The organism is Pseudomonas marginalis (assembly GCF_024169655.1).
GTDB lineage: Bacteria > Pseudomonadota > Gammaproteobacteria > Pseudomonadales > Pseudomonadaceae > Aquipseudomonas > Aquipseudomonas paraveronii.
The window spans coordinates 66,905-81,569 of the sequence record NZ_JALJWV010000001.1 but is presented as its reverse complement, the minus strand read 5'-3'; the positions used below and the strand labels follow the sequence as shown (position 1 = coordinate 81,569).

General features: G+C 56.5%; 19 protein-coding genes. 4 read left to right on the top strand and 15 right to left on the bottom strand.

Going from position 1 to position 14,665, the window contains the following annotated elements; genetic code table 11:
- Window positions 1-5: 5 nt before the first annotated feature.
- On the top strand, window positions 6-1,019 hold the full coding sequence (locus tag J2Y83_RS00330) for a response regulator (RefSeq protein ID WP_253392500.1): 1,014 nt from the start codon (window positions 6-8) through the stop codon (window positions 1,017-1,019).
- A 34-nt stretch (window positions 1,020-1,053) separates the two neighbouring features.
- Here J2Y83_RS00330 and J2Y83_RS00325 read toward each other — a convergent pair whose 3' ends face one another.
- From J2Y83_RS00325 to J2Y83_RS00300, 6 genes are all read right to left on the bottom strand, one after another.
- Complete coding sequence (locus tag J2Y83_RS00325; protein WP_253392497.1) at window positions 1,054-1,650, bottom strand: hypothetical protein; 597 nt, start codon at window positions 1,648-1,650, stop codon at window positions 1,054-1,056.
- Complete coding sequence (locus tag J2Y83_RS00320) at window positions 1,647-2,219, bottom strand: RNA polymerase sigma factor (RefSeq protein WP_253392494.1); 573 nt, start codon at window positions 2,217-2,219, stop codon at window positions 1,647-1,649. Before J2Y83_RS00320 ends, J2Y83_RS00325 begins: the two co-directional genes overlap by 4 nt.
- A gap of 38 nt (window positions 2,220-2,257) precedes the next feature.
- Window positions 2,258-3,880, bottom strand: a complete 1,623-nt coding sequence (locus J2Y83_RS00315; protein WP_253392492.1) for a vWA domain-containing protein — start codon at window positions 3,878-3,880, stop codon at window positions 2,258-2,260.
- Between the two features lie 736 nt (window positions 3,881-4,616).
- On the bottom strand, window positions 4,617-5,270 hold the full coding sequence (locus J2Y83_RS00310; protein WP_247401790.1) for a DUF799 domain-containing protein: 654 nt from the start codon (window positions 5,268-5,270) through the stop codon (window positions 4,617-4,619).
- Window positions 5,267-5,629 (bottom strand): DUF4810 domain-containing protein, encoded by a 363-nt coding sequence (locus J2Y83_RS00305; RefSeq protein WP_017848623.1) that lies wholly within the window; start codon window positions 5,627-5,629, stop codon window positions 5,267-5,269. The genes J2Y83_RS00310 and J2Y83_RS00305 overlap by 4 nt, the downstream gene beginning before the upstream one ends.
- 29 nt (window positions 5,630-5,658) lie before the next feature.
- Window positions 5,659-6,339, bottom strand: a complete 681-nt coding sequence (locus J2Y83_RS00300; protein WP_247401792.1) for a CsgG/HfaB family protein — start codon at window positions 6,337-6,339, stop codon at window positions 5,659-5,661.
- Window positions 6,340-6,667: 328 nt separating this feature from the next.
- Between J2Y83_RS00300 and J2Y83_RS00295 the strand changes: the two genes are divergently transcribed.
- Window positions 6,668-7,279 carry a hypothetical protein gene (locus tag J2Y83_RS00295; RefSeq protein WP_253392490.1) on the top strand — a complete coding sequence of 204 codons (612 nt, stop codon included), beginning with the start codon at window positions 6,668-6,670 and terminating at the stop codon, window positions 7,277-7,279.
- A 16-nt stretch (window positions 7,280-7,295) separates the two neighbouring features.
- A complete protein-coding gene (locus J2Y83_RS00290; RefSeq protein WP_253392488.1) occupies window positions 7,296-7,883 on the top strand; it encodes a hypothetical protein in 588 nt (195 codons plus the stop codon).
- A gap of 91 nt (window positions 7,884-7,974) precedes the next feature.
- Here the strand turns inward: J2Y83_RS00290 and J2Y83_RS00285 are convergent, their stop codons facing one another.
- The gene (locus tag J2Y83_RS00285; RefSeq protein ID WP_253392486.1) at window positions 7,975-8,595 is read right to left on the bottom strand and encodes a hypothetical protein; all 621 of its coding nucleotides are present in this window, start codon (window positions 8,593-8,595) and stop codon (window positions 7,975-7,977) included.
- A gap of 216 nt (window positions 8,596-8,811) precedes the next feature.
- Window positions 8,812-9,204: a DUF2846 domain-containing protein gene (locus tag J2Y83_RS00280; RefSeq protein WP_173677843.1), complete on the bottom strand. Its 393-nt coding sequence runs from the start codon at window positions 9,202-9,204 to the stop codon at window positions 8,812-8,814.
- 508 nt (window positions 9,205-9,712) lie between these two features.
- Here J2Y83_RS00280 and J2Y83_RS00275 point away from each other — a divergent pair.
- The gene (locus J2Y83_RS00275) at window positions 9,713-9,970 is read left to right on the top strand and encodes a hypothetical protein (RefSeq protein ID WP_046488837.1); all 258 of its coding nucleotides are present in this window, start codon (window positions 9,713-9,715) and stop codon (window positions 9,968-9,970) included.
- A 208-nt stretch (window positions 9,971-10,178) separates the two neighbouring features.
- Here the strand turns inward: J2Y83_RS00275 and J2Y83_RS00270 are convergent, their stop codons facing one another.
- The 7 genes from J2Y83_RS00270 to J2Y83_RS00245 form a co-directional block, all read right to left on the bottom strand.
- Window positions 10,179-10,646: a hypothetical protein gene (locus tag J2Y83_RS00270; protein WP_253392485.1), complete on the bottom strand. Its 468-nt coding sequence runs from the start codon at window positions 10,644-10,646 to the stop codon at window positions 10,179-10,181.
- A 268-nt stretch (window positions 10,647-10,914) separates the two neighbouring features.
- On the bottom strand, window positions 10,915-11,526 hold the full coding sequence (locus J2Y83_RS00265) for a hypothetical protein (RefSeq protein WP_108526168.1): 612 nt from the start codon (window positions 11,524-11,526) through the stop codon (window positions 10,915-10,917).
- Between the two features lie 366 nt (window positions 11,527-11,892).
- A complete protein-coding gene (locus J2Y83_RS00260) occupies window positions 11,893-12,378 on the bottom strand; it encodes a hypothetical protein (RefSeq protein WP_253392483.1) in 486 nt (161 codons plus the stop codon).
- Window positions 12,379-12,897: 519 nt separating this feature from the next.
- Window positions 12,898-13,287 (bottom strand): hypothetical protein, encoded by a 390-nt coding sequence (locus tag J2Y83_RS00255; RefSeq protein ID WP_253392481.1) that lies wholly within the window; start codon window positions 13,285-13,287, stop codon window positions 12,898-12,900.
- Window positions 13,288-13,290: 3 nt separating this feature from the next.
- Window positions 13,291-13,632 carry a polymorphic toxin type 43 domain-containing protein gene (locus tag J2Y83_RS29665; RefSeq protein ID WP_367399733.1) on the bottom strand — a complete coding sequence of 114 codons (342 nt, stop codon included), beginning with the start codon at window positions 13,630-13,632 and terminating at the stop codon, window positions 13,291-13,293.
- Between the two features lie 215 nt (window positions 13,633-13,847).
- Window positions 13,848-14,171 carry a hypothetical protein gene (locus J2Y83_RS00250; RefSeq protein ID WP_253392479.1) on the bottom strand — a complete coding sequence of 108 codons (324 nt, stop codon included), beginning with the start codon at window positions 14,169-14,171 and terminating at the stop codon, window positions 13,848-13,850.
- The gene (locus tag J2Y83_RS00245; RefSeq protein WP_253392471.1) at window positions 14,164-14,634 is read right to left on the bottom strand and encodes a hypothetical protein; all 471 of its coding nucleotides are present in this window, start codon (window positions 14,632-14,634) and stop codon (window positions 14,164-14,166) included. The genes J2Y83_RS00250 and J2Y83_RS00245 overlap by 8 nt, the downstream gene beginning before the upstream one ends.
- Window positions 14,635-14,665: the final 31 nt, after the last annotated feature.

The window sequence follows — 14,665 nt, the reverse complement described above, 5'->3', positions numbered from 1 at the left end:
ATTGCATGAAGTACATGAAGGACTCTCGCCAGACCTTGCTGGTGGTCGATGATGAAGCGACCAATCTCCAGGTGCTGCGCCACACGCTGCAAGATGAGTACCGCTTGCTCTTCGCCAAGGACGGTTACAAGGCGCTAGAGCTGGCGCAGGCTGATCGGCCGGACCTGATTCTGCTCGACATCATGATGCCCGGGCTCTCGGGCTATGACGTCTGCACCGCGCTCAAACAGGACTCGAGTACGACCTCTATCCCCATTATCTTCGTCAGTGCCCTGGCCGAGGCTGACAACGAGATGCTCGGCCTTAAGCTAGGGGCCGTGGATTACATCAGCAAACCTTACAATCCCGGCATCGTCAAAGCCCGTGTGCGCACCCATCTGTCCCTGGTGCAGGCACAAGAACTACGCGATACACGTTTGCAGATCGTTCAGCGGCTGGGTACCGCAGCCGAGTTCAAGGACAACGAAACCGGACTGCACGTTATCCGCATGAGCCACTATGCCAAGACGATGGCCCTGGGCGCGGGTTACAGCCGCTTGGCAGCAGAAGACTTGCTGCACGCTGCGCCGATGCACGACGTTGGCAAGATAGGCATTCCCGACGCGATCCTGCAAAAGCCGGGAAAGCTGACTGAACACGAGTGGACCATCATGCGCCAGCACACGTCCATCGGAGCCAAGATCATCGGTGAGCACCCTTCTGGACTGCTGCATATGGCGCAGATCATCGCGCAGAACCATCACGAAAAATGGGACGGCACCGGCTACCCAAGCCGGACTGCGGGTGAAGACATTCCCCATGCCGCCCGAATAGTTGCCGTGGCTGATGTGTTTGATGCTCTGACCAGCGTGCGCCCCTATAAACCTGCCTGGTCAGTTGAAGACGCCACAGGGTTGATCCAGCAGGAAAGCGGCCAACACTTCGATCCGGAATTGGTCGAGGTTTTTATGGACTGCCTACCCGAAATCCTCGAGATACGCGAACACTGGGCCGACATTGAGCCCGTCGGCGTCGCTTGATACTGGCGCGGGCTTGCCACACGCCAGCTTCTGACTACTGCTGCAACCTCTCCAACCGCGCGGGCAAGTCTTCCTGGGGAAAGCGCGCGTGCAACGCCAGCAACTTCTCATCCGCCGCTTTGCTTTCCCCGGCCGCGCGCAGGTTCACGATCTCCTGCAACGCCTCCTCCAATGACGGCAGTGCAACCGGCGCACGCTTGCTGAGTTTGGCCGTCGATTGATCCGCCAACGCGCCGGCAATTTCGGCTTGGACCGGCGCACTTTCGGCCTTGGGCGCGGCGGCCATTCGGGCCATCGGCGCGGGCGCGGAGAACGCTGGCGGGGCGGGGCGGCGCGCTTCTTCGTGGAACGCGGAGAAGGTCGCGGGGGAGATATCGGGGGCCGGCACGGGCGAGCGCATGACCACGCCGATCATCAGCGCCAAGCCTGCGACGGTGGCGAACGCCATTTGCCAGCGCGGACGTTGGCAGGCTTGCAGCCAGCGTTGCCACACACTCGGTTGCGGCGCCGGGGTTTCGCGGCGGGCGGTGGCGAGGATGAAGGCGTCGAGGGACGCCGGCGGTTCGCCGCTGCTGTATTGACGAACATGCTCGATGAGCGGGTCGTCGGGGGTGTGTCGGGAGTCGGTCATGCGGGTATCTCCTCGGCCAGCAGGCGGCGCAGTTTCTGCTGGGCGTAACGCAGGCGGCTTTTGACGGTTTCCAGCGGGGCACCGGTGAGCGCGGCGATTTGCGGCACTTCGAGGTCGCCGTGCAGGCGCAGCAGGAAGACTTCGCGCTGGTCTTCGGGCAAGTCTTGCAACGCGGCGTCGAGACGCGCCTGGTCGCGGCTCAGGCTCAGTTGCTGCTCGGGACCGGCGCCGGCGTCGGGCTGGGCGTGCAGTTGCTCATCGTAGCTGTCGTGCAACGGGTTGTGGATGCCGTGCTTGCGCCAGTAATCGATCAGGCGGTTGCGGGCGATCTGGAACAGCCAGGTGCGAAAACTCGCCCGACCTTGTGGCTGGGTGACGCTGCGGATCAGGCTGAGCCAGGTCTCCTGATAAATTTCCTCGGCCAGTTCGGCCTTGTTGCTCAGGGACACGAGGAAGCGGTACAGGCCCTGGCGATGCCGCGCGTATAAGACCTCGAACGCGGCACCGTCACCGGTTCGGTAGCGGGCCAGCAGCGATTCGTCGCTGGGTGAATCATCTGGAGCGGGCATGTCGGTGGCGAACTCCTTTCTGGTCGGCGTGTTCACGATCAAGGTTTGAGGCTTTGGGCCACTTCGACCAGTTGCACGAATTCATTGCGCAGCCCAAACGGGTCGTCGCCCCGGGCCGAGCGGGCGAGTGCGGCGGTGTCCTGCAACGTCATGCTGCCAGTGTAGCGGCCATCGCCCTTGAGTTGCTGGGCGAAGGCGGCCACGGCGGCGCAGAAGCGCAGGTCGTCGCTGGCCTTGGCCGACTGGCTGCCCACCGGCTGCTCGATCAAACGGCTCGCACCACCGGCCGCCGGCTTATAGCGCACACGCAACATGGCCAGCTCAGCGGATTGGCCCTGCGCCGCAGGTGCGGAGGCGTAGCGCAGCGGCTCCAACCAGCCCTGCTCGCCCTTCGGTACAATTTCGTACAGCGCGGTCAGCGTGTGCCCGGCGCCGATCTCTCCTGCGTCGACCTTGTCGTTGTTGAAATCCTCACGCTTCAATGCGCGGTTTTCATAACCCAGCAAGCGGTATTCGCTGACCTGGGCCGGATTGAATTCCACCTGCACTTTCACGTCCCGCGCCACCACCGCCAGGGTCGAGCTGAGTTGGTCCACCAGCGCCTTGCGCGCTTCGCGCAGGGTGTCGATGTAGGCATAGTTGCCGTCGCCCGCGTCGGCCAGTTGTTCCATCAGGTGTTCGTTGTAGTTATCCACACCGAAGCCGAGGGTGGTCAGCGACACACCGCTTTTGCGTTGTTCCACGGCCATCTGCTTGAGGCTGTCAAAATCGCTGACGCCGACATTGAAGTCGCCATCGGTGGCCAGCAGGATGCGGTTGATGCCTTGGTCGATAAAGCCTTCGCGGGCCATCTGGTAGGCCAATTCGATGCCTGATGCACCGGCGGTAGCGCCGCCTGCGCTGAGCTGATCGATGGCGTTGCGCAGCTTCACTTTGTCGCGCCCGGAGGTCGGCGGGAGCACCACGCGCGACTCACCGGCGTAGACCACCAGGGACACGCGGTCCTGGTCGCGCAACTGATCGACCAGCAATTTCAGGGTGCTTTTCACCAGCGGCAAGCCTTCGCGGCGATCCATGGAGCCGGACACATCGACCAGAAACACCAGGTTGGCCGGCGCCAACTCTGCCACGGCGCGGTCGGACGCTTTGATGCCGATGCGCAGCAGTTGAGTGCGCGGGTTCCACGGGGTGGCCGCCAATTCGGTGGTCACGCCAAAGGGCGAGCCGTCGGTGGGCAACGCGTAGTGATAGGGGAAGTAGTTGAGCATTTCCTCCAGTCGCACAGCGCCCTCGGGCGGCAGACGGCCTTGGTTGAGGAAACGCCTCACGTTGGCGTAGCTGCCGGTGTCGACGTCGATGCTGAAGGTCGAGACCGGCGTTTCAGCGACCCGATGCACCGGATTGTCCGGCAGGTTGGCGTATTGCTCGCGGGGCTCGCTGCGGTCGTCCAGGCTCGCCGACTCCTGCATCCGCATCGGTGCAGGCATCGCCATGCGCTTGACCAAAGCACCCTGGACCGGCGCGCTTTGCAGCTCGGCGACGGGCTCAGTCGGTTTGGCTAAATCAGGCGACGAAGACAGCCCACAACCGGCCAGCGCCACCAGCAAAGTAACCGCAAAGCCCTGGGCAGCAGGACGCAGGAAAAGCAGAGGACGGGACATGGACTGAACCTCGTGAATAAATGATCCGTTCACAAGGTCAGACGCAAGGTGCGGGGTGTTCGGGTTAAACCCTGGATTAGATAACACCTCAGTCAGTGTGGGAGGGGGCTTGCCAACTTTGCCAACTGGCAGCCACTGCATCAGGTGCCTGACCCACCGCCATCGGGAGCAAGCTCCCTCCCACATTTGATCTTCGGTGGAGCCAAAATCGAGACGGTTAACTCAGCCCGGCGCGCTGCCCCGCCTGAATCCTGGTTCAGATAACACCTCGATCAATGTGGGAGGGGGCTTGCCCCCGATTGCCAACTGGCAGCCACTGCATCAGGTGCCTGACCCACCGCCATCGGGAGCAAGCTCCCTCCCACATTTGATCTTTGGTAGAGCCAAAATCGAGACGGTTAACTCAGCCCGGCGCGCTGCCCCGCCTGAATCCTGGTTCAGATAACACCTCGATCAATGTGGGAGGGGGCTTGCCAACTGTCAGCCACTGCATCAGGTGCCTGACCCACCGCCATCGGGAGCAAGCTCCCTCCCACATTTGATCTTTGGTGGAGCCAAAATCGAGACGGTTAACTCAGCCCAGTGCACTGCCCCGCCTGAATCCTGGTTTAGATAACACCTCGATCAATGTGGGAGGGGGCTTGCCCCCGATTGCCAACTGTCAGCCACTGCATCAGGTGCCTGACCCACCGCCATCGGGAGCAATCCCCCCCCCCACATTTGATCTTCGGTGATATCAGTCCGTGCCGTACTTCGGGTTACGCGGACCGTACAGCAGCCCCGTGCGCTGTCCTGCCGAGAGCAGGCGCGCACTGGTGATGCCCGCGATCGGATGCGCCGCGTCGGTGGAGCTGTTGATCACTTGCTTGACCGCCGCCGTGATCAGCATGCCCACCAGGCCGCCGCCGTTGTTGTTGTTGCCTTCCTCGCTGGATGCGCGCGCCGAGCCGGTCCACAGGGTGGTGCCGGTGCGCAGGTCCACCAGTTTGGCCGAGGCGGTCACCGTGGTGTTGCTGGAGATCAGCATGTACTGGGTACCGTACTCACTGACAGTGATGTACAGCGCCGCATCCGCACCGAAGATGTCATGCAGTTTGGCCGGCGCCACGCCCTGGATATCGTTGGCGGTGGTCAGGCCGTTCTGGCGGAAGGTTTCGTCCACCAGGGCGATCGGCAGCACGTAGTAGCCGGCTTCGGCCAACGGGTAGGTCACCTGCGAGACCATGCTGTAGGACGCCTGCACTTCCGGCGATTCATTGATCGGCGGCAGCACCAGGATCGACTTCGGCCGCGCCTGTTTGTACGCCGTGTAATCAATGGTCTTGGGTGCAGCGCAACCGCCGAGCAGGGCCAGGGCGAGCAAGGCGCCGGTGAGTTTCAATAGGCTCATTTAGTGGCGACTCCGGTCTTGGCGTTTTTCAGCAAAAAGTCCATGTACGCGGCGGACTCGGGGAACAGCGCCTTCTCGGTGCGGAACTCCTGCACCATCTGGTCATCCTTGCCCATGCTCAGGTACAGCATGCCCAGGTGGGCGTGGTAACCCGGCGGCGCTTTGCGGCCACTGGCGTTGATCTTCTGCAGATCGCGCTCCAGGGCCTCGACCTGCGCTTCCTTGGGCTCGCCCTTGAAGTACTCGTAAACCTGCGGCTGGTAGCTTTCCCATTGATACAGGGGTTGAGGCGCCGTCTGGCACCCGGCGACCGTCGCGATTGCTGTCAGCATCAGCGCCAACTTCACTGCCTTGCTCATCCGTGTATTGCTCCTTGAGGTGTTGCTGATCAGTTGCGCGGGTTCCAGGCGCCGGCGTTGATGCCGTCGACCAAGCGGTTGATCGCTTCGCGCATGGCCAGGTCGAGCACCTTGCCATTGAGGGTGGAGTCGTAGCTGGCGGTGCCGCCGAAGCCGATCACTTCACGGTTGGACAGCGCGTACTCGCCGGCGCCCTGGGTGGAATACACCACTTCGGAGGTGCTGATGTTGACGATATTCAGCGCGACTTTGGCGTAAGCCACTTGCGTCTTGCCACGGCCGAGAATGCCGAACAACTGGCGGTCGCCGGTTTCTTTGCGGCCGAACTCGGTCACATCGCCGGTCACCACGTAATCAGCGCCCTTGAGCTTCTGCACGGTGCCTTTGATCGCGGCTTCCTGGGAGATTTCGCCCATGTTGTCGCGGTCCAGCACGCTGAAGCGGTTGGTCTGCTGCAAGTGGGTGATCAGGATGGTCTTGGCCTGCCCGCCGAGACGGTCGACGCCGTCGGAGAAGATGCCGCGCATGTAGCTGGAGCGGTTATCGAACTTGCCCACGGCAATCGGCACGCGCACGCCGGAATAAGCGATGTTGGCGCTGGCGACTTGTTCCACCGGCATCGCGCGGTTGCTCTCCGTGGCGCAACCGGCCACGGTCAGCAGCGCTGCAGCGGCAAGGCCGGAGAGCAGGATTTGGGACAGTGTTTTCACATGTTGCTCCTAAAGTGAGGAAATCAGCAGAGCTCGGTGTAGCGAAAAACCGGGCACGAGGCGATACCCACTCCTTCGAGGTCGAAGGCGTCGGGCCAAGGGCGGCAGTTTCAGGGAGGGGAGCAGGCTGGCCTGCGCAAAGGCAAGAACACGTGCGTAACTGACTTCATCCCTGAACATGTCGTGTCGCAACGGCTGCGGCATTTTACGGGGTTGAGAGGGGTTCTCAAGGTGTTTCGTCGGAGCGCGTGCGGTGACGCACATTCCTCAAGTTTTCGGCCAGTCGGTCGAGACAGTGACTTGGCTCACTTATTAATAGGGATATTGCGTGTTGAAAAACCTCTTCCGAGCAGCGACCCTGATCGCCGCTCTGTCGATGACCGGTTGTGTGTCCTACACCGTCACCGGCCCCATTGGCGCCCCGCTCCACCCTGCCGCCGTCACCAGCCCACGCAGCGCACAAGTCGCCGATGTGACGGTGAGCGCCGCCGACGTCAACGACGCCAACAAGACCGCGATCAGCCGCTCGCTCACCGCCCAGCTCAATCAGTACGTAAGTACTGCGGGCTACTTCAAGCAGGTCACCGAATACCCTGTGCGCCTGGGCGAGCAGGACGTGTCGCTCAAGTTCAACATGACCTCCCTCAAGGGCCACCGTGGCATCCACCCGGGCTATGTCCCCGGCGCCTTGCTGACGCTGACGGTCTGGATCTGGGTCAACGGCCCGATCTACGTCGACACCTTCGACGTGGCCGGCGACCTGGTGATCGTCGATCGCGAAGGCAAGCAACTGGCGAGCGCCAAACACGAGGTCAAGTTCGAGCGCAACGTCGGCCTCTACGGTCGTGAATACTGGGCCCCAACCATGGGCGCCAAGCAACTGAACGAACTGGTCGCGCAACTGCTCGACAGCGCCACCGCCAAGCTGGCCAAACCGTAATTTCAAGGAGCGACACATGAACGGATTGATCAAACACAGCCTGGTCCTCGCGGCCATCTTGCTGACAGGTTGCGTGTCTTACTCGCAACACGAACTGCCGCCCGTGCAAACCTGGCCGCCGACCGCCAACGCACCGGCGCAAAAACCCACCGCGTTCGTGCGCACCACCGCGCTCCGCCAGGTCAACAGCGGCCCGGGCAACACTGCAGCCGGCGCTCCGGCGGCGTTGTGGGAAAAGGCCGTGGCGGATTCGTTTCGCCAGTCCAACCGCTTCTCGCGGGTGAGCACCGACAAGGTCGACTCGGACATCTACGCCGACGCCACCCTGTACAACAACGAACAGTTCAACATGGCCTCGGCGATCATCACTGGCGTGACGTTCTTCATCATCCCGTCCACGGCGAAGAACACCTTCACCCTGGAAACCGTGTTCAAGGACAAAGACGGCAAAGAACTCGGGCGCGTCAAAAAGAGTGAGTCGGTACGCACCTGGATGCACCTGGTGCTGATCGTGGGCATCCCGTTCCAGGCGGACACGCGGGAAGTGGTCGAGGCGTTGACGCGCAGCACGCTGGATGAAGCGGTGCAACGCAAGTTGCTGTAACCCCGCCCTCTGTAGGAGCGAGCTTGCTCGCGAAAAACCAGAGAACACCGCAGGCATTCAGCATGCCCGCGGTATCGTTGCCGGCCTCAGTTCACTTGATCAGGTCAGGTCGAGTGATCTTGAGCATCGCGGCGCTCACCGCGCCCTGAACCGAGCAGGTGATCATGCCATTGCTGGTCTTGGCCAGGTCACTGGGTGCGGGCTCGACCATCAAGATGCGTTCGGCCGTATCGGTGACCAGCTTGCCCGCGTTGTCATCGCCGCCCTCCGGTACCCAGGCTGATTGCTTCTGCGACCAGATCTGCGCACGCGCGTAGATACCGTTGGCTTTCTCCAACCCCGTACCCGGTACTTTACTCAGTTGTGCGTAAAGCGCGTCGGGCGCCTGCTCGGTGTAGAAACCCCAGTTGATGATGCGCGAGCCCATCAGGTCCTGGTCTTCGGCGAAAAAGCCGGTCAAGGTCATACCGTCAAGCGTCAGTGGCGTGTCGAACATCCAGCGCTGGCCCATATCGGATTTTGTGCCGCCGCTGAGCGTGATCTTGCCGTTCTCCACCTTATGGGCGACACGTTCCTTGAGCCCCGGCTGGCTTACCACCGCCAGGGAGTTCTGGTCGCAGGCGAGAAAACTTTGCAGGGCAGGCGCCGCGGCGAAGCTGCTGGTGCAGGTCGCCAGAGCAGTGAGCGAGATAAACAAACGATGTATTTTCATTGAAGAGCTTCCTTGGGTCTAAACAATTGCGGGCCGGAAGGGTCGGGCGTTTAGCGGGGGATTTGCGTCCATACGGTGCCACTCCGACTTAGGTCGCGTGTCAGTCAACGAGGGTTGAAGAGTCGCGTGTCAGCCCCTTATCAAGCTAAGTGTGCAGGGCGGATGAACAGCGACAACGGCCGGGCTCCGAGCTCGGCCGCCTTAAGCGCTTTTAACTTACTTGCTTTCTTTTGCCACGGTGCCCAAGGACGCATCCTTGACCAGATAACGGCCTTCCAGATCGCTCAGCACTTTGAGGCTGTTGCGCGCCACGGCAAAGCCCATTTCGACTTCCTGCTTGAGGTAAACCACCTCACCGGCCTTGACGTTGATTGGCATGTCCGCCCAGTTTTCAGCCTTGGAGCTGATCACGTGCTTGCCCGGCGTCACGAAAAAATAGATGTACTGGTTACCGCGGTTGTAACCCATCTCCGAGTCGGCTTCCTTGTCATCCAGGAACACGTTGAACCGTACCAGCATCCCGACGTTGCTAGGGCGCACGACATACACCAGGCCCTTATCGGCCACGGCAGCCTTGGGCAGCGAATAGCTCGCCACGTCAGCCTGCATCTTCTCCACCGACGGGGTCGAAGAACAGCCAAACAGCGTGGCCAGGGACACAACGACAGCGCCTTTGCAGAACAACTTGATCATGTATTTCTTCCTTGTGGGTAGCGGTGGGGCGGATTCGAAAACGCCGGCGAAGGCCGGTTCAGATTTTTGATGCGTCTGGGCATCACCAGTATGTCGGCAGCGGATGGCATTGCATAAGGCATTGTGCCATCACTCTGATGCCTTGCGCTGTTTTGGGTGAGGGGCTTATAGTCCGGCCGTCGCCCAAATGGCGATCAGGTTTGGCGACCTGACAACAGAGTGCAAAAGCAATCCGCTTTCATGCAGGTGTTTTTGCACCCGCAAAGTCGTACCTTTTATGGCGGCTGTGCGCGGGAGACCCCCGGGTCTGCCGGTTTACTCTGTTGCCGGTTCGCCAACCTGCGTACAGCTGCCACCCATTCGTTTGGCGACGATTGAGTGGTGGCCTCAACCACTTAACAGAGTGCCAATTATGAACCGTTACATGCCCCTGACCGGCCACGACTGCACCGTCCCCGCACTGCTCATCGACACCCAAGCCCCCCTCGACGTCCTCCACGACGCCGCCGTGCACCGCATCCAAGCCGTCACCCAACTGCTGGAAAACCTAGCCTTTCGCGAACAGCTCAGCAGCGATGCCGTGGTGCTGCAAGACTTTGCCCATCTACTGGCGATTCCGCTGCGCGATGGGTGCGATTTGTTGGATGTGATCAGCCGCAGGCTCAATGCCGATCCAACCTGAATAAAATCGGGCGGCCTTAGTGCCGCCCCGGTTTGTGCAGATAATCAACTCCAGGCCCCACCATTAAAGAGAAATAGGGGTCAGACCACCATTATAAGACTAAGAAAAAACAGCCTTCGGACGACACACCATTCCTCGGATAACTCTCTTTTTAAAGAACAGAACAATAGCCACGAAAGCGCCTTAAATACAAACCGTGGTCTGCCCCCTATTTCCCATGAGAATTTTTCGGCAAGGTCCAATATGCTATTCCGCCAGTAACTAACAAACCAACTACAAAAGCAATTGACACAGGAACATAGCTGTCCAAAAAATTGTAACCCGAACTATTACGAAGCAAGTAGTAGTCCGCCATAAACATCCATAATGACGCAGTCGCGCCCCCATAGATTGAAATAATCCTGCAAATTTTAAAGCTGTTGGCCGGCCTAAGCAACGTAATACAGGATGCAAATACAAGCGAAGGAATAAAAAATATTATATCTCCAAGAATAGGGGCCGTCAGCAGAATAGAAAACGCCTCCCCACCTCTGACTTGTCCTAGCAGCCGAGCATCACTAAATAAATCTACAAACATGATGATCAGAAAAATAGGTCCTATGATTAACCCTGCGAAAAATGGGCAAAGTAAGAACATGAAAAAAACTTTCATAGCTGGGAATGTTTTGACATTCATGGTGCACACCCTTGACCCGCTGAATATAGTGCACGCCCCTCAGGACCGTAGACAACTACATGTCCATTTCCAAGATTCGCATAAGAATCGGGGATTTGTCCTTGCAATGGATACTGAACACCACCACGAGCTCCCGTGACCGTCACATTCGTTTCCCTGAGTCCCTTGGTATAATTTAAATCAATAATGTTACCGGCAGGATCCGCAATAAATCTAGGTGTATTGGGAGCGTCAGCATGTGCTTTTGCACCACGCCATCAAGATGAAGTTAAAATTCACGACCTAAAATCTCTTGAAAGTCATCGACTAAATCACCAAGCTCTATATCAGGATTAAGTATCACTAGCTGGTCCGCAGTCACATCTAGCGACGCGAATACCTCTTCAAGTACGGTTGCATCGATGCTTTTCTCATAATAGTTCTCAACTAAACTCTTATAAGCTGCAATACCTCCCACAAAAAAACCTAGCAGTGGATACTCTTTCAGCCCATCCGGCGACGCACACCACGATGGCTGCTTGACACCTCGCCAAAAAAACAGACTAGCATTATCCGTAGAGAACGCTGGCTCAACTTTAAATTGCTGAAACGCCTCGGGCATAGCATTCAAACATTCAGACACATTAGGCAAAGGAGAACCACATATAACTTTCCCTGCAACACCTGCATCGGTAAAGTGCAAAAAATACTCAGCCCCGGATCCGTCCCTCATTGAGGCCATCATTTCTTTCCCCGCTCCATCCCAATTACAGTTGAATGAGAAGTATCTATACTCCCACTCGGGCATAATTATGGCATCCAACAACGCCAACCCCTGAGCCACATGTTTAACACGATCAACTGCAGGCAGTTCATTTATATTTAGAATCGAATTATTCATCTAGTAGCACCTATTTGTCAGATTTGGCTCTATTCTCTTGTCGAGATAGAATCTGAATATTTGAGCTGCAATTTGTACCATCACAATTTTTTGGCTTTACATGGTCAAACTGCCACCCGTTAGGATCTGGAGTTACGCCGCGCTGGCTTTTTTGTGGTTTGACTAACACAGTACCACTGGCATCGGATTTGACTACACCGTCGTTGGCTGCTTTATTCAACTCCAATGCCTCTTGTTTTTGCCGCAAAGTGAATTCTTTACCGGGACCAACATTTGGCGGATTTTCAATACTTGAATAATCGACTTTTGCATGAGCGCCTATCTCTTTTGCTTCAACCCGGCAACAGGACGTTGTTTCTCATTAAATCACACACTAGAAAGCTTCCACAGTATCGCGTAAGGCAGCTCATCATCAACAATATCATGCAAGCGAAAATAATAAACAGCCAATGAGCTTTCTAAGCCCTTATGAACAAATGCACCATCAGACATAACACGATAAGAGGCGTACTCCATAAACTTGTCAGAACCAAGAGAGCTAAGAGCATTTTTTATCTGACTATAGGTCCCCCCCGCCCCAACTGGAAGCAATTCAGGCGGCGGCCGGCATACGGCCATGTCATCATTTTCAACATCCCTGTAGTAGGCTCTTCTAAATGCAGGCTCACTGCAGGCCCAGTAGAGGGATAGCAAACGAAGTTTTTCCTCTCCCTCATCAGAAAAAGCGTCAGCTAAAAAATACTGATCGTCTGAAATTTTGTATGCACCGTCGTCCATAGCGATAACGCATTGCTCCCGTACATCAACGGCGTCCCCAACCTTTGACTTGCACAGCGATGACCATTCTTTCATCTTAAATACCTCAAGCCTATTGTGGCCATTTGAATATTCGGCCTTCGACCCTGCCAGCCTTAAGCGCACTCTCTGCGGCTGCTTTGGCCGATCCCTCCGGCATATTTTTAACGGAGTTTATGATCTCTGACTGCCAGGCCTGTAACTTTGAACCTGGCAAGGAAGTCGGATAGCTTCCGCCAGGAGCACGATACTTGGCGTCCCAGACGATCACAGATCGCGATGATGGATCATACGTAATGTAATCTGCACCTGGGGGTGACGCTTTCCCAGGTCCGGAAATTGGTGTTTGCCCCGATTCAATAGCCTGACTCCAGCCACGAGCCTCCCCAATTGCGCCGTTTAACTCAGAATATGGGCTGCGTCCGTTATTAACCTTTGCAAGAACTTCTGGTTCGGCTTGATTTATTACTTTGGGACTCGCCTCCAAAACATTCCTTTCAACCAGCGTGCCTGCCTCTGAGTCAGTCAGCGCACTAGTTGCATTGGGATTTTTAGAGACAGTAGCTTTTGCACCAACTAACTATTAAGAAGGCGCTTTAATTCCTTTCTTGCCAAGTGCCGATTACTTTGTGAGACAGCCTTATCTGTTGACAATTTTTTCAGATCGTCCACAAAGGAAGAGGCTTCTTGGGCCGAACTGTGCGCGATCCAAGAAATGGCGAGTTTTATCCAATAGTCAGAGTCGTGCTTCAGCCCTATCTCTGCCACACTCATGTAGGGAAAGTCGAGACCTAACACCTCTTTAACACTTTCAATAGGCGTCTCAAGCAATGAGATAATCCGCCTAAAGTCTGACGAATTAACTAGAGGAAGTGTAACTTCATTACTTACAAGCTTCCAGCGACCAGACTCATCTCTGCAAATTATGAAATCGCTACCCAAGATAGTTTTTTCAGAGCCAGTCATAAATTACATTCCAGGATGATGTTTGACATTGAGATCGTACTGCTTAAGAGTCTGCTCAAATTTAGCTCTGACCTCAGGCGTCCAGTTCTTCCAGTAGTGCCCACTAAACTCATTAGTGATTACCTCCCCGTTGGGCCCTCGCCGAAACATACCACCAACTAGAGTCGACCCATCGGACTTTATTGTCTCTGCCAACTGTTGATGAGGAGAGCCTCCGAGGTTATTGGTCGGCTTACCGACAGCGAAAGTATTCGTTTTAGGATCAAAAACAAACTCAACGGAACCGTTTTTTGTGCTAGGAAAGTAATTCTGTATAGCCTTAGATGATGCCGAACCCGGCTCCAAGCCTAATACTCCAGGTGGGAGAAATAGGGGTCAGACCACCATTATAAGACTAAGAAAAAACAGCCTTCGGACGACATACCACTCCTCGGATAACTCTCTTTTTAAAGGACTGAACAATAGTCACAAAAACTCCATAAATGCAAAACGTGGTCTGCCCCCTATTTCCCAGGTCTTTCCGCCTATAGAGGCAACCTCACCTGCGCCTTTTGCACCAGCTAATCAAGCGAGAATGATGAGAAGTAAAACGACAACTTTTTATCCTCAAGATCACTCAGTTGATAACGCATCCTATCGAAGCCAGAATCCAGCTTATTAACGTTCATGTGCATCAGCTGAGTTAATCCGCCGCCAAAATCACGGCACGTAAATTGGCTAATATCAATGAATCTGATACTCACCACATCAGCCCCTACCTTTTCAGAGGCCGAGATCGATAAGGATAAATCATAAGCCATCCCGTCAACATTCAGCTGAATACTAATCGCATGCAGGCAGTTGTGAGCAACAAGCAATTCATTCAATTCTGGAAGACTAATCATTATTGATCCTCGTCTCTTTCCCATTGGAGCCATAGCCTGGACCATATTCATAGGTATGCGTGTGGGGGTCGGAATGATATTCCGCAGGCTTTTCTTGGTTTCCATATCCGTGATTAGTGTAATCCGTTCTTTTAACCTGCCGGCCATACTGGTCGTACTCGATCACAGATTCTTCCAGTTTTCCAGTCGCGGGGTTGTACCTCTCCTGTGTCACACTCCCTATTCCAGGAGTCGTCTGGTGCGGTTTCTTCCCGGTAAATACCTCGTCTGGAAACGTTCCTTCCGTTGCAGCAACTTTCGTCCCGCTCGTCGCAGTTGTACCTGCTACTTCTTTTGCACCCTGCGGTACATCAGGACCCGCAGCTTCACCCTGACTACCCTTCCCTTTCCCTGCTCCAGAGCGCGAGGGTAATGTTACTCCAACTCCAGCCTTGATAGCCTCCGCTCCGAGCTTAACCAACACCCCACCGCCAGCAGGGCGGGTGCAAAAGGGA